Origin of the sequence: Geobacter sp. SVR (assembly GCF_016865365.1) — a bacterium.
In the GTDB taxonomy this organism is placed as follows: Bacteria; Desulfobacterota; Desulfuromonadia; order Geobacterales; family Pseudopelobacteraceae; genus Pelotalea.
On record NZ_AP024469.1, the window covers coordinates 226,040 to 244,824 of the forward strand.

The 18,785-nt window shown below is 51.5% G+C and carries 26 protein-coding genes and 1 pseudogene; 10 read left to right on the forward strand and 17 right to left on the reverse strand.

Going from position 1 to position 18,785, the window contains the following annotated elements:
- Positions 1-28: 28 nt before the first annotated feature.
- On the reverse strand, positions 29-424 hold the full coding sequence (locus GSVR_RS01230; protein ID WP_173202473.1) for a hypothetical protein: 396 nt from the start codon (positions 422-424) through the stop codon (positions 29-31).
- A gap of 169 nt (positions 425-593) precedes the next feature.
- Here GSVR_RS01230 and GSVR_RS01235 point away from each other — a divergent pair, with 169 nt between their 5' ends.
- The 6 genes from GSVR_RS01235 to GSVR_RS01260 all read left to right on the forward strand — a co-directional run bounded on the left by GSVR_RS01235 (position 594) and on the right by GSVR_RS01260 (position 4,324).
- Positions 594-971 (forward strand): metalloregulator ArsR/SmtB family transcription factor, encoded by a 378-nt coding sequence (locus GSVR_RS01235; RefSeq protein ID WP_173202474.1) that lies wholly within the window; start codon positions 594-596, stop codon positions 969-971.
- A gap of 90 nt (positions 972-1,061) precedes the next feature.
- On the forward strand, positions 1,062-1,226 hold the full coding sequence (locus GSVR_RS01240) for a hypothetical protein (protein WP_173202475.1): 165 nt from the start codon (positions 1,062-1,064) through the stop codon (positions 1,224-1,226).
- 18 nt (positions 1,227-1,244) lie between these two features.
- Positions 1,245-2,504, forward strand: a complete 1,260-nt coding sequence (locus GSVR_RS01245) for a cation-translocating P-type ATPase (RefSeq protein ID WP_203978757.1) — start codon at positions 1,245-1,247, stop codon at positions 2,502-2,504.
- A gap of 32 nt (positions 2,505-2,536) precedes the next feature.
- Entirely contained in the window at positions 2,537-3,166 is a 630-nt protein-coding gene (locus GSVR_RS22170) for an HAD-IC family P-type ATPase (protein ID WP_370552070.1), read from the forward strand.
- A gap of 222 nt (positions 3,167-3,388) precedes the next feature.
- Positions 3,389-3,826: an IS200/IS605 family transposase gene (tnpA, locus tag GSVR_RS01255; RefSeq protein WP_173196373.1), complete on the forward strand. Its 438-nt coding sequence runs from the start codon at positions 3,389-3,391 to the stop codon at positions 3,824-3,826.
- A gap of 111 nt (positions 3,827-3,937) precedes the next feature.
- Positions 3,938-4,324, forward strand: a complete 387-nt coding sequence (locus GSVR_RS01260) for a hypothetical protein (RefSeq protein WP_173202467.1) — start codon at positions 3,938-3,940, stop codon at positions 4,322-4,324.
- A gap of 279 nt (positions 4,325-4,603) precedes the next feature.
- Here GSVR_RS01260 and GSVR_RS01265 read toward each other — a convergent pair whose 3' ends face one another.
- From GSVR_RS01265 to GSVR_RS01295, 7 genes and pseudogenes are all read right to left on the reverse strand, one after another.
- Positions 4,604-5,290: a cytochrome c biogenesis CcdA family protein gene (locus GSVR_RS01265; RefSeq protein ID WP_173202468.1), complete on the reverse strand. Its 687-nt coding sequence runs from the start codon at positions 5,288-5,290 to the stop codon at positions 4,604-4,606.
- Complete coding sequence (locus GSVR_RS01270) at positions 5,287-5,667, reverse strand: co-chaperone YbbN (protein ID WP_173202477.1); 381 nt, start codon at positions 5,665-5,667, stop codon at positions 5,287-5,289. The genes GSVR_RS01265 and GSVR_RS01270 overlap by 4 nt, the downstream gene beginning before the upstream one ends.
- Positions 5,667-5,897: a thioredoxin family protein gene (locus GSVR_RS01275; RefSeq protein ID WP_173202469.1), complete on the reverse strand. Its 231-nt coding sequence runs from the start codon at positions 5,895-5,897 to the stop codon at positions 5,667-5,669. Before GSVR_RS01275 ends, GSVR_RS01270 begins: the two co-directional genes overlap by 1 nt.
- Positions 5,898-5,969: 72 nt before the next feature.
- Positions 5,970-6,110, reverse strand: a pseudogene (locus GSVR_RS22295) ((2Fe-2S)-binding protein); the annotation flags it as partial.
- A gap of 138 nt (positions 6,111-6,248) precedes the next feature.
- Positions 6,249-6,557 (reverse strand): hypothetical protein, encoded by a 309-nt coding sequence (locus GSVR_RS01285; RefSeq protein ID WP_173202471.1) that lies wholly within the window; start codon positions 6,555-6,557, stop codon positions 6,249-6,251.
- A gap of 43 nt (positions 6,558-6,600) precedes the next feature.
- Positions 6,601-6,936: a hypothetical protein gene (locus tag GSVR_RS01290; RefSeq protein WP_173202472.1), complete on the reverse strand. Its 336-nt coding sequence runs from the start codon at positions 6,934-6,936 to the stop codon at positions 6,601-6,603.
- A gap of 40 nt (positions 6,937-6,976) precedes the next feature.
- Entirely contained in the window at positions 6,977-7,372 is a 396-nt protein-coding gene (locus tag GSVR_RS01295) for a hypothetical protein (RefSeq protein ID WP_173202473.1), read from the reverse strand.
- Positions 7,373-7,541: 169 nt separating this feature from the next.
- Between GSVR_RS01295 and GSVR_RS01300 the strand changes: the two genes are divergently transcribed.
- From GSVR_RS01300 to tnpA (GSVR_RS01315), 4 genes are all read left to right on the forward strand, one after another.
- The gene (locus GSVR_RS01300; protein WP_173202474.1) at positions 7,542-7,919 is read left to right on the forward strand and encodes a metalloregulator ArsR/SmtB family transcription factor; all 378 of its coding nucleotides are present in this window, start codon (positions 7,542-7,544) and stop codon (positions 7,917-7,919) included.
- 90 nt (positions 7,920-8,009) lie between these two features.
- Positions 8,010-8,174 carry a hypothetical protein gene (locus tag GSVR_RS01305; RefSeq protein ID WP_173202475.1) on the forward strand — a complete coding sequence of 55 codons (165 nt, stop codon included), beginning with the start codon at positions 8,010-8,012 and terminating at the stop codon, positions 8,172-8,174.
- A gap of 18 nt (positions 8,175-8,192) precedes the next feature.
- Positions 8,193-10,115 carry a cation-translocating P-type ATPase gene (locus GSVR_RS01310; protein ID WP_173202476.1) on the forward strand — a complete coding sequence of 641 codons (1,923 nt, stop codon included), beginning with the start codon at positions 8,193-8,195 and terminating at the stop codon, positions 10,113-10,115.
- A gap of 222 nt (positions 10,116-10,337) precedes the next feature.
- Positions 10,338-10,775: an IS200/IS605 family transposase gene (tnpA, locus tag GSVR_RS01315; RefSeq protein WP_173196373.1), complete on the forward strand. Its 438-nt coding sequence runs from the start codon at positions 10,338-10,340 to the stop codon at positions 10,773-10,775.
- A 114-nt stretch (positions 10,776-10,889) separates the two neighbouring features.
- Here tnpA (GSVR_RS01315) and GSVR_RS01320 read toward each other — a convergent pair whose 3' ends face one another.
- The 9 genes from GSVR_RS01320 to tatC form a co-directional block, all read right to left on the reverse strand.
- Positions 10,890-12,242, reverse strand: coding sequence for a HAMP domain-containing sensor histidine kinase (locus GSVR_RS01320; RefSeq protein ID WP_173201965.1), 1,353 nt, complete (start codon positions 12,240-12,242; stop codon positions 10,890-10,892).
- Positions 12,223-12,933 (reverse strand): response regulator transcription factor, encoded by a 711-nt coding sequence (locus tag GSVR_RS01325; protein ID WP_173201964.1) that lies wholly within the window; start codon positions 12,931-12,933, stop codon positions 12,223-12,225. The genes GSVR_RS01320 and GSVR_RS01325 overlap by 20 nt, the downstream gene beginning before the upstream one ends.
- A gap of 45 nt (positions 12,934-12,978) precedes the next feature.
- Positions 12,979-13,926, reverse strand: coding sequence for a permease (locus GSVR_RS01330; protein WP_173201963.1), 948 nt, complete (start codon positions 13,924-13,926; stop codon positions 12,979-12,981).
- A gap of 14 nt (positions 13,927-13,940) precedes the next feature.
- Positions 13,941-14,687, reverse strand: a complete 747-nt coding sequence (locus tag GSVR_RS01335) for a cytochrome c biogenesis CcdA family protein (protein ID WP_173201962.1) — start codon at positions 14,685-14,687, stop codon at positions 13,941-13,943.
- 303 nt (positions 14,688-14,990) lie between these two features.
- Positions 14,991-15,419, reverse strand: coding sequence for an MOSC domain-containing protein (locus GSVR_RS01340; RefSeq protein WP_173201961.1), 429 nt, complete (start codon positions 15,417-15,419; stop codon positions 14,991-14,993).
- A gap of 4 nt (positions 15,420-15,423) precedes the next feature.
- Positions 15,424-16,404: a GTP 3',8-cyclase MoaA gene (gene moaA, locus GSVR_RS01345; protein ID WP_173201960.1), complete on the reverse strand. Its 981-nt coding sequence runs from the start codon at positions 16,402-16,404 to the stop codon at positions 15,424-15,426.
- On the reverse strand, positions 16,391-17,614 hold the full coding sequence (gene glp, locus GSVR_RS01350; RefSeq protein ID WP_173201959.1) for a gephyrin-like molybdotransferase Glp: 1,224 nt from the start codon (positions 17,612-17,614) through the stop codon (positions 16,391-16,393). The genes moaA and glp overlap by 14 nt, the downstream gene beginning before the upstream one ends.
- A gap of 1 nt (position 17,615) precedes the next feature.
- Positions 17,616-17,798: a twin-arginine translocase TatA/TatE family subunit gene (tatA, locus tag GSVR_RS01355; RefSeq protein WP_173201958.1), complete on the reverse strand. Its 183-nt coding sequence runs from the start codon at positions 17,796-17,798 to the stop codon at positions 17,616-17,618.
- A gap of 76 nt (positions 17,799-17,874) precedes the next feature.
- A complete protein-coding gene (tatC, locus tag GSVR_RS01360) occupies positions 17,875-18,717 on the reverse strand; it encodes a twin-arginine translocase subunit TatC (protein ID WP_173201957.1) in 843 nt (280 codons plus the stop codon).
- Between the last annotated feature and the right edge of the window lie 68 nt (positions 18,718-18,785).

Consider the following 18,785-nt stretch of genomic DNA (forward strand, 5'->3'; position numbering starts at 1 on the left):
TTGTTGTCTGTTGTTGGTGTGTACGTCCTTACCTGTTTTGATAGGCCGCCTGCATCCTTCCCATCCCTCTGCCCATTCCCATTCCACAGCCCATACCGCATCCTCCCCCGCCCGGACCCGGCAGGCCGTTACTGGTTGCGATGGTGGTAATTTTAGCCTGTAGATCGGTCATTTCTTTGGTGAGTGTCGCAACCCTGCCTGCGTCAACCGGCTGCTTGAGATACTCGTTGCGCAACTCAACTTTCTTGAGCATCATTTCGTTACGCAGAGTCGTGGTCTCGTCCTGAAACTTCTTGACAGCCTCGACACTGACCGGCGTCCCTTGAGCGACCATGCCACCTCCGTACCCCCACGGCCCGGCAAAAGCTGTGCCTGCAAATGCCAAAAGCCCTACCCCGATTACTGTTGCTATGTTTGTTTTCATGGCCAATTACCTCCTTACAAGATGTTTGATACAGTTGAACAGTAACAGGTAAGAGTGAAATGAGTGTGAGCAAATTGTGAAAGAATTGTGATATCAGTCCGGGGAAGAGAGCTTGACAAGCTCGGTAATACACAATACCATGTAATAGTGTTTTGCCCAAGGAGGCACAATGAATCAAAAAGAGAAAACGGAACTACCTGCTTGTACCCTCAAGCCCACCCTGGAGGAACGGAGTCTGATTACTTCCACGGAGAGTGGAGAACTCGTAGCTTTGTTCAAAGTTCTCGCCAACGAGACACGGCTTCGTTTGCTTCACGCCTTGGCTCGCGCGGGAGAGTTGTGTGTGACGGAGCTGGCGGCTGCCGTGGGGATGAAGCCACAAGCTGTTTCCAATCAGTTGCAACGCCTTGCTGACCGAGGCATCATCATGTCCACCCGACAAGGAAACAACATATATTACCGTGTAGCTGACCCGTGTGCGCTCAGTCTCCTCAGCCTCGGTTTCTGCCTTGTCGAGGAGGCCAAGCAGCGCGTCGGCGGATTATAAGGACGGGTTCGATAATGAAGAGGACGTATGCGTTCCAAGGTGAAACGGTAACGCTTAACAAAAAGTCCTAAACAACAAGGAGGTCAAATCATGGAAAAGAAACCCAATGAAGTGAATCCAGGCAAAAAAGGACTCTGGACAATACTCAAGGAGTCAATGAATAAGTCGAGCAGCGGTTGCGGTCCAGGGTGTGGTTGCCATGTCGAGAATCAGGATAAAGAGAAGCAACAGAAAGATGCGCCGGAAAAACCGTAAACGACAAGGAGCAAGCTGATGGTTCGACAAGATGATTCGCGAAACGTGCAGGAAATCCTGATCTTTACGCTTGTTCCGGTAATAGTGGGAGTGCTGACCCTGGCCGCTTGGCTATTGGGGCGTTGGCAGGTCGACCCTGCGTTTCTGGCTGCCGGACTTGCCCTAATTGCCACTGTTTTCGGTGGATGGCAGCGCTTTCTGGCGGGCTTTCGTGACATCGCACACCGCAAGATCACGGTCAACGTATTCGTGACAATAGCTATTTTCGTTACCATAGCCGCCGGAGAGTTTGTACCTGCGGCGGTGATCATTCTGATTATGGCCGTGGTCGGAGCTTTGGAGTCGTACACGCTCGACAAGACACGCCGGAGTATCCGTGGCCTGCTTGACCTCACCCCGCCGATGGCAAACGTGCGGCGCGGCGATGAGGAAGTCTCAGTTTCCGTAGCCGAACTGCAGACCGGAGATATCGTGATAGTACGACCGGGTGATCGCATTCCAGTGGACGGCATAATCACCGTGGGCTCGGCGACCGTTAACCAGGCACCCATCACCGGAGAATCCATGCCGGTGGAGAAACTCAAGGGCCACGAGGTCTTTGCCGGTACCCTGAATGAGAGCGGTCGTCTTGAGATACGCACCACCAAGATCGGCGCAGACACCACTCTTGCCAGAATAGTTCACTTGGTCGAAGAAGCGCAGGAGTCCAAAGCGCCCATTCAAGGGATCGCCGACCGTTTTACCGTATGGTTCCTTCCTACCGTGCTCATACTTGCAGGTATCGGGTATCTGACTTCAGGCGAGGTCAAAATAGCCGTCGCCATTCTGCTGGTTGCATGTCCCTGCGCTTTCGCCATCGCGACACCTTCGGCAGTGGCAGCAGGAATTGCCAATATGGCCCGCCGGTCTGTGCTCATCAAAGGTGGTATCTTCTTCGAAATCGCGGGTAAGATTAACTCTCTGGTCATTGACAAAACCGGTACTCTCACCTTGGGTCGTCCGAAAGTCCTGGAAGTGATCAGCTGCGAATGCGTGTCGGAAAACGAGGTGCTTCGTCTGGCTGCCATAACTGAAAAGTACTCGGAGCATCCTTTGGCAAAAGCGGTGATGGCTTTGGCCAAGGAACGAGCACTTGAGATACCGGACCCCGATGAGTTCAGAATCGAGGTTGGCAAAGGAGTCGAAACTACCCAGGATGGACGGGAGATTGTTGTTGGGAGGGATGTTTTTCTACGAGGACGGGGATCGCTATTCCCGCTCAAATTGAACAGGCCCTGACTGCTCAATCCGAGTTAGGAAGGACGGCGATCCTGGTCGCCTGTGACCACAAAGTTGTTGGACTCCTGTCAATCGCGGATGAAGTAAAGCCGGAGACAGCAGACGCGATTGCTTCACTCAAGTCGCTTGGCGTGGGCAACATTACCATGTTGACCGGCGATAATGCCAGGGTTGCACAGGCCGTAGCGGCCCAGATCGGGGTGGACGAATTCCGGGCCGAGCTCATGCCGCAGGATAAGCAGTCCGCCATCCAGGAGATGAAAAACGAAGGCAAGACCGTAGCCATGGTCGGTGATGGCATCAATGATGCTCCTGCTCTGGCGCTCGCCGATGTAGGCATTGTGATGGGAGGGACCGGCTCAGACATCGCCATTGAGGCGGCGGATGTGACACTGATGGACGGCAACCTCTCGCGTCTAGTCGAATTTGTGCAGATGTCCCGGAAGGTGTTGCGGCGGATCAAGCTCAATATATTCTTTTCCATAATCTATAACGCTATCGGCCTGACCTTGGCTATGCTCGGGCACCTGACGCCGGTTATGGCGGTCATATTCCAGGAAGCGGGCTGTGTCACAGTCGTACTCAGCTCCACGTTGCTCCTCTGGGCCAAGGTTCCCGGCCCGAAGTTACGACATGCACCTGCGCTTAAAGGAACCACATGAGAACCCAAATTTGAATAGCTGAAAAGGAATGCCTATTTCATTCATCCGCAAAACTGTAGTCAAAACCTCCTTCCCTTCAGAGGGAGGGTTAGGGTTGGAGGGGTAATTTCCTTAGGGTAAACCCCCGGCTCTGCCGGGGGACCCCAATAGTTTGACAGTTCCTGAAATATGTAGAAGCCTCCCTAACGTGAACCGCTCAAAGTACACGAAAAGGAGGCTTCAATGGACGACACACAAAGTTTATGCCACACGAAATGGGATTGCAAGTATCACGTTGTATGGATTCCAAAATGTCGCCGCAAGGTGCTGTTTGGTCGAATCCGGAAATATCTTGCCGACTTGTTTCATAGTCTAGCCAGGCAGAAAGAGTGCAAGATAGTGGAAGGGCACCTTCAACCTGATCATATTCACATATTGATATCGATCCCACCAAAATACTCCGTTGCACAGGTGATCGGTTTCATCAAGGGCAAAAGTGCAATCCATATTGCGCGAATGTACCTTGGTCAGAAGAAGAACTTTGCTGGTATGAGCTTTTGGGCACGTGGCTACTTTGTATCCACTGTCGGTGCTGACGAGGAAACAATTGCCAACTACATCAGGAACCAGGAAGACGAAGACAAACGTCTGGATCAATTGACATTTTTGCCCGAAGAATGACCACCACTCGTGGTGGTCAGATAATCTTTTGAAAAAACCGCTTCGAGCGGTTCACGACTTTGAAAGCCCCCGGCTTTGCCGGGGGATGCTTACAATATAAAGGAGTCGCATATGAAAAATTCCAAAAATACACGATCACCTGATTTGATAGCAAAATTACTCCAGCTCATCTATAGCAAATCTTTTAACAGCACCAGTTTTTGTATGTTTTGTTTGGAGCCGTCTGAACTGGCAAGCCTTGCTGGTGTTGAAAATCTAACCGATAATGATATTAAGGCTATTGATAAGCACCTAAAAAGCTCTGACTTTGCATTGGTTCCATTATTTGATTGTTTTGTTGTGACTGAAGCTCCAGAAATAGATTTATTGCGGTCAGTCCCTTCCAAACTTCTTAAAAAGTATCAGATTGGTAGTGACGATAGCATTGAAAATGAATATGCGGCTGAGATGTCGCATAAACATGGATTTGGGCAGGGTGATAACCGTAATTATGATTAGTGTTTACTTGCCAATGTCATCTGGCTATACGGAGTTAAAATGTCGTATAGCCAGGACCAAAACATCATGAAAGTGCAGCCATTTCACCACGGCTATCTTTCCTGCAATGATTTTATGACTCCCACCAGTATCTTATACGCAACTTTCTGATCCTCATCATTAAGTTGTGAATGAGATGGTTTCATGAAGTATCAAGTTTTATGTTATGAACATGCAATCATATAGCTGGCAAAAAATAAGCGTCCGATGCACGGACGCAGACAGACTTCGCGCAGGATCTCAAAAATACTGCCAAACGAACCAACCTCCAACCAAAGCTACTATAGACCCACTTACTCGTTTTGCCCAAAGGGAGAAGTTTACGACTCCCCGTGCTTTGACAAATCCTTCGACAAAGCCGGTGAACGTGCCAGCAAAGAGCATCAGCAGGCAATGGCCTATGGCATAGCTGAACAGGAGTGCGATACCATAAAACACCTGACCTTTTCCGGCGACCAGCGTCAGCAGTACTACCAGTACCGGAGTGGCGCAGGGTGAGGAAACAATCCCGAAGAATAGCCCCAGCAGAAACGCACCGACAATTCCGCCTTGCTTTGGTTTGAAGTCCCGTTTAATCGGCAGTCGAATCTCATACAACCCCATCAACTGGCCACCCATGACCAATGCAATGGTTCCTGCGATCAAATACCAAGGCCCTCCCAGAGTGCCGAACATGGTCCCCAAAAGACCGGCTGCCGCACCAAAGGCGGTGAAGGTCAGCGACAACCCAAGAACAAAAACCAGGGAATAACGAAAGGCCTTCCACTTGTCGCCATCGCTGTAGCCGCCTACAAATCCGACCACCAGCGGGATGGTTGCCAGCACGCAGGGGGAGGCGGATGAAAGCACCCCGGCCAGGAACACCGCCCCGAAAGCCACCAGCGGATAGAGCGTAATAATCTGTTCGATATTATCGAGAAAGGTCATCTGAGCCCTGCTGTCTTCAATTCCTTTAGAATGTCCGACTTTTCCATAAATCCGGTATGACGCTTCACCTCTTTGCCCTGGGCATTGAAGAAGATCTGGGTCGGGATCATCTGAATTCTGAATTTTTTAGCAGCAGCCTCGTTTTCCCACACATCAATGAACAGCACTCCGGCTTTCCCTTTGTATTCAGTGGAAAGTCCCTCCAGAATCGGCGCCATTTTCTTGCAGGGAATGCAGGCACGGGCGCCTAGGTCAATGACCGTCGGTTTACCGGATGACAGGGCTTGTTTGACTGCGGCATCGGTTGCAGATGGAAGTTCGGCGTATGCCGTGGCTGTTGTCAGCATGATCAATATGAGCAGTTGAAGTGTCTTCATCATGACAGCACCCCCATGATTTCCGCCACGGAAGCGACCTTGCCGGAAAACTTTACCTGTCCATCAACCACCAGCGCCGGTGTGCTCATGACACCGTAAGACATGATTTTAGATATCTCTTCAACCTTGACGACATCTGCCGTCTTGCCACTCTCTTCCACTGCTTTCTTCACATTTTCATAAAGGGTCTTGCATTTAGAACAGCCAGTGCCGAGCACTTCGATCTTCATGATTCATTCTCCTGTGTTGATTTGATCTCTGCTTCAAGCAGTATTTTAATTTCTTTTGAGCAGCAGCGGCCACGGGGATAGCTCCTTGCAACGCCCCTCTGTGCAGGCTCCAGTCATTCGGCGGATATCATCCATGTTTCGGGCACCGTTTTGAATTGCTTCCAAAATTGATCCCTTGCTGACATTACTGCACCAGCAGACCGGCTCATTCATGGGTGCTTCCAAGATGTTTTCAGTAAAGTATTGGCTCACAGTGGTTTAGTTCCTCTTTTCGTGTTTAGTTCCATGCTTACCTCTTGCTAAATGGGGACCTCGGACTATAGGCCCCCATTATTCTCGAAAGGCCAAAACCTATTTGAGAACACCTTTAGCTTTCATCATGTCGCAGGGATTCTGACGCATGACCGGCACGGCAACACCTTTTTCTTTGGCCCGGTCTTCCATCTTTTTGTGATGTTCCTCAACGTACTCCTTGCAAGCGCCATACTCAGTGAAACTGCGCATTTTGGTCTGGTGTTCAGTACGTTCCGCCGAGGTCATCAATTGCCAACCGGCGGTATTCTGCTGGTTGCTGCTCCAGCGCCACTGTTTGGCCATGGCTGTGGTGGCAAAAAGTGCTGCTACAAGGATTGCAATTAGTGTTGTTGTGATGGTTTTCATGGTCTTTCTCCTTTTTGGGTTGTGGCAGTGGATACGCACTCACTTAATAAGTGGATCTGACTCTGCCGTTGTTCTTGTGAACAATTACCACATCGCGCACCGTTCCGTTTCCATCCACTAGTTCCACCCTGAAAAACCCGGGCCGCTCATCCATAAATCCGATATGCAGATCGTGACCGATGAGAAATCCTTCGATAACCTTGCGGGCCTCAGCAGCCGTTTTGATGGTAGCCTTGGCACCGTAACAACCGCACTTTCCGTTCTTTTGATAACCACCAAACGGTATTAGAGAATTGGGTTCTTTAGCAAAAGCGGGTGTGGTCATCAGTACGGCCAGGGTTGCATAGAGCGTAATAGATGTTATGTGTGGCTTTTTCATGACAGAGTACCATTGTTGTCTGTTGTTGGTGTGTACGTCCTTACCTGTTTTGATAGGCCGCCTGCATCCTTCCCATCCCTCTGCCCATTCCCATTCCACAGCCCATACCGCATCCTCCCCCGCCCGGACCCGGCAGGCCGTTACTGGTTGCGATGGTGGTAATTTTAGCCTGTAGATCGGTCATTTCTTTGGTGAGTGTCGCAACCCTGCCTGCGTCAACCGGCTGCTTGAGATACTCGTTGCGCAACTCAACTTTCTTGAGCATCATTTCGTTACGCAGAGTCGTGGTCTCGTCCTGAAACTTCTTGACAGCCTCGACACTGACCGGCGTCCCTTGAGCGACCATGCCACCTCCGTACCCCCACGGCCCGGCAAAAGCTGTGCCTGCAAATGCCAAAAGCCCTACCCCGATTACTGTTGCTATGTTTGTTTTCATGGCCAATTACCTCCTTACAAGATGTTTGATACAGTTGAACAGTAACAGGTAAGAGTGAAATGAGTGTGAGCAAATTGTGAAAGAATTGTGATATCAGTCCGGGGAAGAGAGCTTGACAAGCTCGGTAATACACAATACCATGTAATAGTGTTTTGCCCAAGGAGGCACAATGAATCAAAAAGAGAAAACGGAACTACCTGCTTGTACCCTCAAGCCCACCCTGGAGGAACGGAGTCTGATTACTTCCACGGAGAGTGGAGAACTCGTAGCTTTGTTCAAAGTTCTCGCCAACGAGACACGGCTTCGTTTGCTTCACGCCTTGGCTCGCGCGGGAGAGTTGTGTGTGACGGAGCTGGCGGCTGCCGTGGGGATGAAGCCACAAGCTGTTTCCAATCAGTTGCAACGCCTTGCTGACCGAGGCATCATCATGTCCACCCGACAAGGAAACAACATATATTACCGTGTAGCTGACCCGTGTGCGCTCAGTCTCCTCAGCCTCGGTTTCTGCCTTGTCGAGGAGGCCAAGCAGCGCGTCGGCGGATTATAAGGACGGGTTCGATAATGAAGAGGACGTATGCGTTCCAAGGTGAAACGGTAACGCTTAACAAAAAGTCCTAAACAACAAGGAGGTCAAATCATGGAAAAGAAACCCAATGAAGTGAATCCAGGCAAAAAAGGACTCTGGACAATACTCAAGGAGTCAATGAATAAGTCGAGCAGCGGTTGCGGTCCAGGGTGTGGTTGCCATGTCGAGAATCAGGATAAAGAGAAGCAACAGAAAGATGCGCCGGAAAAACCGTAAACGACAAGGAGCAAGCTGATGGTTCGACAAGATGATTCGCGAAACGTGCAGGAAATCCTGATCTTTACGCTTGTTCCGGTAATAGTGGGAGTGCTGACCCTGGCCGCTTGGCTATTGGGGCGTTGGCAGGTCGACCCTGCGTTTCTGGCTGCCGGACTTGCCCTAATTGCCACTGTTTTCGGTGGATGGCAGCGCTTTCTGGCGGGCTTTCGTGACATCGCACACCGCAAGATCACGGTCAACGTATTCGTGACAATAGCTATTTTCGTTACCATAGCCGCCGGAGAGTTTGTACCTGCGGCGGTGATCATTCTGATTATGGCCGTGGTCGGAGCTTTGGAGTCGTACACGCTCGACAAGACACGCCGGAGTATCCGTGGCCTGCTTGACCTCACCCCGCCGATGGCAAACGTGCGGCGCGGCGATGAGGAAGTCTCAGTTTCCGTAGCCGAACTGCAGACCGGAGATATCGTGATAGTACGACCGGGTGATCGCATTCCAGTGGACGGCATAATCACCGTGGGCTCGGCGACCGTTAACCAGGCACCCATCACCGGAGAATCCATGCCGGTGGAGAAACTCAAGGGCCACGAGGTCTTTGCCGGTACCCTGAATGAGAGCGGTCGTCTTGAGATACGCACCACCAAGATCGGCGCAGACACCACTCTTGCCAGAATAGTTCACTTGGTCGAAGAAGCGCAGGAGTCCAAAGCGCCCATTCAAGGGATCGCCGACCGTTTTACCGTATGGTTCCTTCCTACCGTGCTCATACTTGCAGGTATCGGGTATCTGACTTCAGGCGAGGTCAAAATAGCCGTCGCCATTCTGCTGGTTGCATGTCCCTGCGCTTTCGCCATCGCGACACCTTCGGCAGTGGCAGCAGGAATTGCCAATATGGCCCGCCGGTCTGTGCTCATCAAAGGTGGTATCTTCTTCGAAATCGCGGGTAAGATTAACTCTCTGGTCATTGACAAAACCGGTACTCTCACCTTGGGTCGTCCGAAAGTCCTGGAAGTGATCAGCTGCGAATGCGTGTCGGAAAACGAGGTGCTTCGTCTGGCTGCCATAACTGAAAAGTACTCGGAGCATCCTTTGGCAAAAGCGGTGATGGCTTTGGCCAAGGAACGAGCACTTGAGATACCGGACCCCGATGAGTTCAGAATCGAGGTTGGCAAAGGAGTCGAAACTACCCAGGATGGACGGGAGATTGTTGTTGGGAGGGATGTTTTTCTACGAGGACGGGGGATCGCTATTCCCGCTCAAATTGAACAGGCCCTGACTGCTCAATCCGAGTTAGGAAGGACGGCGATCCTGGTCGCCTGTGACCACAAAGTTGTTGGACTCCTGTCAATCGCGGATGAAGTAAAGCCGGAGACAGCAGACGCGATTGCTTCACTCAAGTCGCTTGGCGTGGGCAACATTACCATGTTGACCGGCGATAATGCCAGGGTTGCACAGGCCGTAGCGGCCCAGATCGGGGTGGACGAATTCCGGGCCGAGCTCATGCCGCAGGATAAGCAGTCCGCCATCCAGGAGATGAAAAACGAAGGCAAGACCGTAGCCATGGTCGGTGATGGCATCAATGATGCTCCTGCTCTGGCGCTCGCCGATGTAGGCATTGTGATGGGAGGGACCGGCTCAGACATCGCCATTGAGGCGGCGGATGTGACACTGATGGACGGCAACCTCTCGCGTCTAGTCGAATTTGTGCAGATGTCCCGGAAGGTGTTGCGGCGGATCAAGCTCAATATATTCTTTTCCATAATCTATAACGCTATCGGCCTGACCTTGGCTATGCTCGGGCACCTGACGCCGGTTATGGCGGTCATATTCCAGGAAGCGGGCTGTGTCACAGTCGTACTCAGCTCCACGTTGCTCCTCTGGGCCAAGGTTCCCGGCCCGAAGTTACGACATGCACCTGCGCTTAAAGGAACCACATGAGAACCCAAATTTGAATAGCTGAAAAGGAATGCCTATTTCATTCATCCGCAAAACTGTAGTCAAAACCTCCTTCCCTTCAGAGGGAGGGTTAGGGTTGGAGGGGTAATTTCCTTAGGGTAAACCCCCGGCTCTGCCGGGGGACCCCAATAGTTTGACAGTTCCTGAAATATGTAGAAGCCTCCCTAACGTGAACCGCTCAAAGTACACGAAAAGGAGGCTTCAATGGACGACACACAAAGTTTATGCCACACGAAATGGGATTGCAAGTATCACGTTGTATGGATTCCAAAATGTCGCCGCAAGGTGCTGTTTGGTCGAATCCGGAAATATCTTGCCGACTTGTTTCATAGTCTAGCCAGGCAGAAAGAGTGCAAGATAGTGGAAGGGCACCTTCAACCTGATCATATTCACATATTGATATCGATCCCACCAAAATACTCCGTTGCACAGGTGATCGGTTTCATCAAGGGCAAAAGTGCAATCCATATTGCGCGAATGTACCTTGGTCAGAAGAAGAACTTTGCTGGTATGAGCTTTTGGGCACGTGGCTACTTTGTATCCACTGTCGGTGCTGACGAGGAAACAATTGCCAACTACATCAGGAACCAGGAAGACGAAGACAAACGTCTGGATCAATTGACATTTTTGCCCGAAGAATGACCACCACTCGTGGTGGTCAGATAATCTTTTGAAAAAACCGCTTCGAGCGGTTCACGACTTTGAAAGCCCCCGGCTTTGCCGGGGGATGCTTACTGTTTATCTGTCTGAGTAATATCAATCCGGAATAAAAACTTGGAAACAGGCACCGTCTCCCGAATTATTAGCGGCAGTGATTGTGCCACCGTGAGCTTCGACAAGTTGCTTGACAATAGCCAACCCAACCCCCATCCCACTCTGAAATCCCCGGTAAAAACGCTCGAATATGAAGGGAAGGTCTTCTACTCGAATCCCCCTTCCTGAGTCTTCAACGCTCATGACAACTCCATTCACGTTACGTCGTGCCCGAAGCGCAATACGTCCGTTCCCATCCACAGCCTTGACGGCGTTGCTGATGAGATTGAGAATGATCTGACTCAAACGGTCGGGATCGGCGTCAATGGTAATTTCCTCAGGAACGTCGAGTGTGAAGGCAACCTCTTGAGCCGAACAGACAAAGCGCTCCACAATCGGTTCCAGAAAACTCCGGAGCCGGATCGACTCTTTTTTGAGGTTCATCGCGCTCGCTTCGGCCTGGCTTAGATCGTCCAGCGCACCAAGAATGCCGCGAAAGCGGTCCATCTCCCCCATGAGGAGGGTGAGTCGTCTCTGGTCGGCAGGGACCATGCCGTCAGCCATCTGCTCCACCTGCAGTCGCATGACGGTAAGCGGTGTGCGCAACTCATGGGCTGCGTTGGTCAACAGCCTTTTGCGGAGCAATTCCTGAGCGGCCAGGGCATCAGCCATCCGGTTGAAGGTGTCGGCCATGGTTCTGAATTCCCGCGTTCCCTCTTCTTTGATTCGCACGGTCATGTCACCGTCACGCAGGGATTGGGCAGCAGCAGTTAGCCGCTCGACAGGGCGAGTGATACGGCGGGAGAGAAATATACTCAATAGCATCGTCAATGAGCCGACAATCAACAGGGAGAGGAGCAGCAGGCGGTTACTGCGGGTCACAAAAACAAGGTCTTTATCAGGATTGGTGCAAAGTATCTCCAGTTGGCCAATCTCCTGGCCGTTATGGAAGAGCGGATATGCCGTGCCGGTACCAAAATCACATTTAATACCCCCTTTGGCATAGGAGAACACCCTTTTCTTCATTTGTGGCGACATCTGCTCGACCGCTTGTTGGACATCGATCACGGAATGTTTTTTAGTATCACTGACCCGGACTGCCAGTCCCATCATGTATGCCCAGACAACGTCGTCGGCCAGCGTGGCGGCATCCCAGCGACCCGTCTCGGCGTATTTCCCCTCCAGCCGCGCCATGACCCAATAGCTGCGATCCTCCATACGACCGCTCATAAAGGAACGGAAGTCGTTGACGATAAGTTGACGAACCAGCAGACCCGAGGAGAGACCGGCCAGGGCTATCAGCAGTAACAGGGCCGACAATCGTGACCAGAGAGTATCAGGAATCTTTAACGCCATTGAAGCGATACCCCACGCCGTACACCGACTCGATGTAGACCGGATTCTTCGGCCGGTCGCCGATCTTGTGGCGGATGTTCTTGATATGGGCGTCTATGCAGCGGTCATAACCGTCGCATGTGTACCCGAGTACTTTTTCCAGCAGTTCCTCGCGGCTGAAGACCTTGCCCGGAGTTGCAGCGATCCGCAGAAGCAATTTGAACTCTGTTGCCGAGAGTTCCACAGGGTTTCCGGATACGATGGCGTGAAAGCATTCAGGGTCGAGTAGTAGCGCTCCCTTGTTGAAGCTTAATTTTCCTGTCGCAGTTTCATGTATGGTGTCGATAGTACGCCTGAGCGCTATTTTCACCCGATACACCAGTTCACGGGCACTGAACGGCTTAACCACATAGTCGTCTGCGCCAAGCGAAAATCCGATCAGACGCTGTTCCTCGGAAGATTTGGCCGTGAGCATGATGACCGGGAAGTCTCCCAACCGTTTCAGTTCCTGGCAGACCAGTTCACCGGGGATGTCGGGGAGTGACAAATCGAGTACCACCAGCAAGGGTTGCTGATTCCGAGCATGCTCCAGCGCCTCTTGCCCACGTTCGTAGTGGTTCACCCGGTAGCCCGCCTCGGCCAGGTAGGCCGTCACTACTTCGGCAATTGTGGCATCGTCTTCAATAAGAAGAATGTAATCAGCTACTGACATACTTTATCCTCAATGCCGACAAACATATCATACCGGTTGGTATCTTTACAGGATTGCATTGAACAGATAACCTACGATGACAATTGCCGTCGCTACTGTGCCGAAAAAGACCGCCAGGAGACGGTTCTTTAGCACATTTTTAAGGATGATTGCCTCCGGCAGCGACAGTGCCGTTACCGCCATCATAAAAGCCAACACCGTACCTATTGCCATACCCTTCTCCATAAGAGCATGCACAATCGGAATTACCCCAGCAGCGTTAGAATAGAGCGGGACCCCGAGTGCAACAGCAATTGGAACGGCAAAGGGATTGTCACGCCCGGCCCAGCGCACCAGAAAATCGGCCGGTACATAGCCGTGGATGAAGGCCCCCAGGCCGACCCCGACCACCACATAAGGCCAGATCTTCTTCAGCAGATCCAGAGTGTATTCACGGGCATAATTCAGTTTCTCCCGGAAATTCATCTGTACAATTTCAGCATTTCCGACTTGCATTTCCCAAACATAATCCTGAACGTACTTTTCCATCTTCAGTTTGCCGATGACGATACCCGCGATAATCGCCACGACCAAGCCGGTGCCGATGTAGATAAGAGCAATCTTCCAGCCGAACAGCCCCCACAGCATGATAAGTGCCACCTCGTTGACCATCGGCGAGGAGATCAGGAAGGAGAAGGTCACGCCCAACGGTACACCCGACTCAACAAAACCGATGAAGAGCGGAACCGCCGAGCAAGAACAGAAGGGGGTCACAATGCCCAGCAGAGCTGCCAGGATGTTACCCACATACTCCCGCTTGTGAGACAGCATGCGCTTGGTCTTTTCTGGAGGAAATGATGTGCGGATGACCGCTACAACATAGATGATAGTCGTTAACAGCAGGAAAATCTTCAGGGTGTCATAAATGAAGAAGTTGAGGGCCTCACCAGTTTGGCTGCCCTTCAGCAGGCCAAAAAGGGAAAAAGTAACGTAGTCAGCAAAGTTTTTGAGCATGATGCATACTCCTACTAGAAGAACATTTTCAGCAGATCAATTTTAAGGATGGACTTGAAAATGAAATAGACCCCGATAGTAATCATAACCAAACCACCAATCTTTTCCATCACAAACTGGATCTTGTCAAACCTCCTGATCCCCTTGATAAACCCGGTACATGTCCCAGCCAGAAGTATCGGTATGCTGCGTCCGGCTGCATAGCTGAACATTAACAGCGCGCCAAGCACAAAGCTGCCCTTAGCCGCAAGAAAGATAAGAACGGCAATAGTCACCGGGAGGGTACAGGGGGAGGCGGCAATGCCAAACGGCAGGCCAAGCAAAAAGGCACCGACCGGGCCGCTTTGTTGTCGTACACCAATCCTTTCCATCAGATTAACTCCGTTGAAATTGATCAGATTGAGCATCCAAAATCCTAGCATGATGAAAATAAAGCAAACTGATCCTAGGAAAATTTTCATACCGATGGAGCCTTTTGCAAACAGTAGTTTGCTTTGCAGCAGCAGACCACCGGCATATCCTGAAATTCCACCCAAAACGGTTAGTACGATCGCAATTCCCATCACAAAACTTAAGGCCAGCAGAAACCCGTGCAGTCGTCGCGTATTATCCGCCTTGCTGACATATCCAACCACCAGTGCAACTGTAGGAATGCTACAGGGGCTCAGACCACTCATGAGCCCCATGGTGAAGATTACCGGCAGAACCGTGAAAAGCCCGGCACCGACTATCATGTCCAGTTGACTAATTCCTGTTGTCATACGATGTTCCTCCGTGCTAGCGTAGTTGCATGGAGGATCACACATCAATGTGAAACGAGCATGAGCTAAATGTGAAAACATTGTGAATTTGCACGGCGACGACATTACGCCAGGCTGTCCAGCAGTATGGCAGCACCTTTGTAATGCCCTTAAAGGGTAAATCGGCAATCTGAGTTGCAAACTACTGGAATGAAAGGTCATAAAATCAGCATTTGCCAGTATCTGTTGAATACTACGAATCATTTTGGCAGTGTTAGTCAACATTATAGACGGTATTCTAGTAGCGCAGTGTCGAAGAGCGATTCAACTTATTACTATTTCGTCCTCGCGTCGTACCATACCACCGGTGATTACTTTTGTGAAAATGCCCTCCTTGGGCATGACACAGTCGCCGGCCTGGTAAAAGATGGCGCAGCGGGTGTGGCACTCCTTGCCGATCTGGGTTACCTCCAGCAAAGTTTCGCCGATCTGTAACCGTGTACCGATCAGCAGTTTGACCAGGTCAATGCCGCTGGTAGTGATGTTCTCGGCAAAATCACCGGCAGTTACATCCAGCCCCAGAACTCGCATCTTGTCGATGCTTTCCTGTGCCAACAGGCTCACTTGGCGATGCCAGTCACCGGCATGGGCATCGCCGACAATTCCATGGTTCTCGCGCATTTCCACCGATTCTACCGGCTTCTTGCGCTCCCCTTTATTCTCGCTGATACAGACCGCCAGTACCTGAGCCATCTCGTTATCCCCCTACCTGCGACATCGTAAAATTCTTATGGGTGTAGCCATCCTGCGAGATATTATGGCGCTCCGGTTTTCTGGTAACGATTCTCCTCAGCACCTCGGCCAGTCCTTCGCGATCCGGTGGCCGCAGCCAGGGGAGCAGGTCCGTTTTTGCGTCGCTGAAGAGACACCCCTTGGCCTGACCGGTGGAGGTGACCCGGATGCGGTTGCATTCGCAGCAGAAATGACCGGACACGGCGGTGATGATGCCGATGCTGCCCCGTGCACCGGGGATGCGAAAATCCCGTGACGGTCCGGCAAACGGCCCCTTGTCCACCTGCTCCAGGGTGTAACGTTCAGCAATTTGCTCAAGGATTTCTTCACCGGAGATGCAGTAGCGCTGCCAGTCATCTTCCTTAGCCGCAGGCATATACTCTATGAAGCGGATTGAATTGCCGTGCGACAGGGTCTTGTCGGCAAAATCGAGTATTTCAGCATCGTTGACCCCACGCATAATAACGCAATTGATCTTGGGTGGAGGAAATCCGGCCTGCTCTGCGGCGTCCAGTCCGGACAGTACCCGCTTCAGGTCGCCGCCACGGGTAATCTCACTGAAGGTCTGGGGATTGAGGGAATCGAGGCTGACGTTCAGTCGCTGCACTCCAGCCTTGTGCAGGTCCGCCGCCATCTCTGCAAGCAACAGACCGTTGGTGGTCAGGGCCAGATGTCGCAGCCCGCGAATAGCAGATAGTTTCCCCAGAAAACTGACAATTCCGGCTCGGACCAGCGGCTCACCGCCGGTGATACGGATCTTCTCGATGCCCAGCTCCAGTGCGGTTTCAGCAATCAGTAGCAACTCTTCATAACTGAGCACCGCTGCATGCCCCTTCTTTACGACGCCCTCCTTGGGCATGCAGTAGAAACAACGCAGGTTACAGCGATCAGTCACGGACAAACGCAGGTAATTTATAGTCCTACCGTATGAATCAAGAAGTGCCATATGCGGTTTCCCCCATCTCGAAACCGCGATCCAGCAGAGTAATTTCAGCGGAACTTCCAGATGTAATAGTAGTGTTCGCATCCAGCTTCATCAGACCGTTGCACTGGGTAAGAGATGTCAGGTTGGCGGAACTCTGGTTGCCGGTACTTGTTGCCATGTAGACGCCATGTTTCAGTGTAACCTGCATCCTGACAAGATGGGGACGCCCCCCCCCGTTCTTCATCTCTTCGAGCAAATTAGCCCTGACTACTGGCCTGAAGATGCGGGTATGCCCCATCATCTTCAGCATGGCCGGACGGACGAACATTTCGAAGGCAACCATTGCCGCCACCGGATTACCTGGCAAGGCAAATACCGGTTTTTCCTCAAGTATTGCAAATGCCACAGGCTTTCCCGGTTTCATATTCACCTTCCAGAAGAGCAATTCCCCACTCAAAGCCTGTATGGATTCCTTGACGAAATCTCGATCACCGACCGACACTCCGCCGGTGGTGATGAGAATATCAGCATGAAGCCCCTCAAGAATTTTCTCTCTGGTTGCTTCTCCGCTGTCTGCAGCGACACCGATCAAAATCGGCTCGCCTCCTACTTCCAGCACCTGCGCTGCCAAGCTGTAACTGTTACTGTTGATGATTCTGCCGGATACAGGGATTGAACCCGCATCAAGCAGTTCATCGCCGGTGGCCAGAATGGCGACTCGCACTTTTCGATAGACTTTGACTTCAGTTCTACCAAGCGATACCATCAAGCCAATTTCCTGGGGACGAAGCACCGATCCGGATGCGACAACAAGATCGTTTGCCCGCACATCCTCGCCCCGTCTCCTGATGTGAGCCCCCGATGTAACTTTGGCAACCAGGCGTATTCCGTTAGTGGTCTGCTCCACCTCCTCGATCGGAGCTACCGTATCGCATCCAGGCGGGATCGGAGCGCCGGTCATGATCTTGACTGCCTCACCCGGAGCAACCAGCGTTGTCTGTTCACTTCCCGCTGGAATGAAACCAGCGACTACCCACTGTTCGCGAACCGATGTAGTTGAGGAAAAAGCATACCCATCCATAGCGGAATTGTCCGTCATGGGGATATCCCATGGGGCATGGACGTTTTCGGCAATAACCCTCCCCGCAGCTTGCAAAAGCGGCACGTCCTCCATCGGCATAAACCTTGTGCGACTCAAAACAATCTGTTGTGCTTCTTCAATAGCAATCACGTTAAACCTCAATATTTTTGTGCTGCTCGGTCTCGATGGTCGTCGGTTCACCTTCGGCTGCTTTCTTGAAGCCGCGAATCGCGCCGCCCAATGAGGAACCAAGCTGCGGTAATTTACCCGGACCAACGATCACCACCAAAATAACAAGAATTATTATCAACTCCGGCATTCCGATTCCAAACATGGAATTTCTCCTTTTCGTGTTTCACCACGCATATTTCACGGTGACTTGCATGTGAATTACCAAACAATTATCAAAGTTAAACTGTAATAGGCTCCAGAGAGAGTTCCTTCTTCTTTCCGAAGATCAGGGCCACCCAGATGCTGATTTCATACATCAGGTACATAGGAATCATAATGACGAACATAGTGATCAAGTCGGCGTGGAAAGCAGATACAATAGAACTGGCCAGAAGGGCATATTTGCGCTTAGGGGCCAGTATATGGTAGCTGACCAGCCCGAAACGCGACAGGATCAGAGTCAGAATTGGAAGCTCGAAGATCAGGCCAAAAACCAGTATCAAGCGCAGGCAGAAGTTGATGTAGGCGCTGATGTTAAACCAACTCTGCAACCCCTCGGCCTCGTAGGAGAGTGAAAAATTGATGATCACCGGCCAGATCACAATAAGGAAGAACATGGCCCCGAGACAGAAAGTGAGCGAAGCGGCGGTGACAAAAGGGACGACCAGACGTCGTTCCTTACGGGTGAGTCCAGGCGCGATAAATTGCCACAACTGGTGGAACACAACCGGCAGGACCAGAATGAAACCGGCCAGCATGGAAATCTTGCACTGAATGAAGAACGGCTCCAGAGGTGCGCTGTAGTTAAGGAGGTGCTTCTTCGGTGGGGCTGAAATCTCCTGCTCCAGCTTGTAGTGCCTGTAAAGCGCCGGAGCGTGCTGTTTGACCTGGAGGTATACTAGTTTCTTAATCTCGGTCAGGTAGGTCCGGCCGGTTAGCGGGCGTTCCACGAATTCCAGAATAGCGCCGGAAAAGTTCCATGCCACGCCCATGCCGATCACCACGGCCACAACGATGATGATCAGCCTTTTTCTCAGCTCGGTTAGGTGTTCTATAAAGGGAATGGTTTTGCTTTCAGTCATGCGTGAACCTATTTGTCGGACAAACTAAGCGGAAAAACTGAGTCGTCGGTCAGCGGGATAGAATAAAA

Excerpts from the sequence above, each read along its gene's own strand:
- GSVR_RS01235 (WP_173202474.1), top strand. The coding sequence starts at position 594 with ATGAATCAAAAAGAGAAAACGGAACTACCTGCTTGTACCCTCAAGCCC.
- GSVR_RS01325 (WP_173201964.1), bottom strand. The coding sequence starts at position 12,933 with ATGTCAGTAGCTGATTACATTCTTCTTATTGAAGACGATGCCACAATT.
- GSVR_RS01310 (WP_173202476.1), top strand. The coding sequence starts at position 8,193 with ATGGTTCGACAAGATGATTCGCGAAACGTGCAGGAAATCCTGATCTTT.
- GSVR_RS01245 (WP_203978757.1), top strand. The coding sequence starts at position 1,245 with ATGGTTCGACAAGATGATTCGCGAAACGTGCAGGAAATCCTGATCTTT.
- GSVR_RS01320 (WP_173201965.1), bottom strand. The coding sequence starts at position 12,242 with ATGGCGTTAAAGATTCCTGATACTCTCTGGTCACGATTGTCGGCCCTG.
- GSVR_RS01260 (WP_173202467.1), top strand. The coding sequence starts at position 3,938 with ATGAAAAATTCCAAAAATACACGATCACCTGATTTGATAGCAAAATTA.
- moaA (WP_173201960.1), bottom strand. The coding sequence starts at position 16,404 with ATGGCACTTCTTGATTCATACGGTAGGACTATAAATTACCTGCGTTTG.
- GSVR_RS01290 (WP_173202472.1), bottom strand. The coding sequence starts at position 6,936 with ATGAAAAAGCCACACATAACATCTATTACGCTCTATGCAACCCTGGCC.
- GSVR_RS01340 (WP_173201961.1), bottom strand. The coding sequence starts at position 15,419 with ATGGCTCAGGTACTGGCGGTCTGTATCAGCGAGAATAAAGGGGAGCGC.
- GSVR_RS01265 (WP_173202468.1), bottom strand. The coding sequence starts at position 5,290 with ATGACCTTTCTCGATAATATCGAACAGATTATTACGCTCTATCCGCTG.
- GSVR_RS01285 (WP_173202471.1), bottom strand. The coding sequence starts at position 6,557 with ATGAAAACCATCACAACAACACTAATTGCAATCCTTGTAGCAGCACTT.
- GSVR_RS01270 (WP_173202477.1), bottom strand. The coding sequence starts at position 5,667 with ATGAAGACACTTCAACTGCTCATATTGATCATGCTGACAACAGCCACG.
- GSVR_RS01230 (WP_173202473.1), bottom strand. The coding sequence starts at position 424 with ATGAAAACAAACATAGCAACAGTAATCGGGGTAGGGCTTTTGGCATTT.
- tnpA (WP_173196373.1), top strand. The coding sequence starts at position 10,338 with ATGGACGACACACAAAGTTTATGCCACACGAAATGGGATTGCAAGTAT.
- GSVR_RS01305 (WP_173202475.1), top strand. The coding sequence starts at position 8,010 with ATGGAAAAGAAACCCAATGAAGTGAATCCAGGCAAAAAAGGACTCTGG.
- GSVR_RS01330 (WP_173201963.1), bottom strand. The coding sequence starts at position 13,926 with ATGCTCAAAAACTTTGCTGACTACGTTACTTTTTCCCTTTTTGGCCTG.
- GSVR_RS01335 (WP_173201962.1), bottom strand. The coding sequence starts at position 14,687 with ATGACAACAGGAATTAGTCAACTGGACATGATAGTCGGTGCCGGGCTT.
- tatC (WP_173201957.1), bottom strand. The coding sequence starts at position 18,717 with ATGACTGAAAGCAAAACCATTCCCTTTATAGAACACCTAACCGAGCTG.
- GSVR_RS01240 (WP_173202475.1), top strand. The coding sequence starts at position 1,062 with ATGGAAAAGAAACCCAATGAAGTGAATCCAGGCAAAAAAGGACTCTGG.
- GSVR_RS01300 (WP_173202474.1), top strand. The coding sequence starts at position 7,542 with ATGAATCAAAAAGAGAAAACGGAACTACCTGCTTGTACCCTCAAGCCC.
- GSVR_RS01275 (WP_173202469.1), bottom strand. The coding sequence starts at position 5,897 with ATGAAGATCGAAGTGCTCGGCACTGGCTGTTCTAAATGCAAGACCCTT.
- tatA (WP_173201958.1), bottom strand. The coding sequence starts at position 17,798 with ATGTTTGGAATCGGAATGCCGGAGTTGATAATAATTCTTGTTATTTTG.
- GSVR_RS01295 (WP_173202473.1), bottom strand. The coding sequence starts at position 7,372 with ATGAAAACAAACATAGCAACAGTAATCGGGGTAGGGCTTTTGGCATTT.
- tnpA (WP_173196373.1), top strand. The coding sequence starts at position 3,389 with ATGGACGACACACAAAGTTTATGCCACACGAAATGGGATTGCAAGTAT.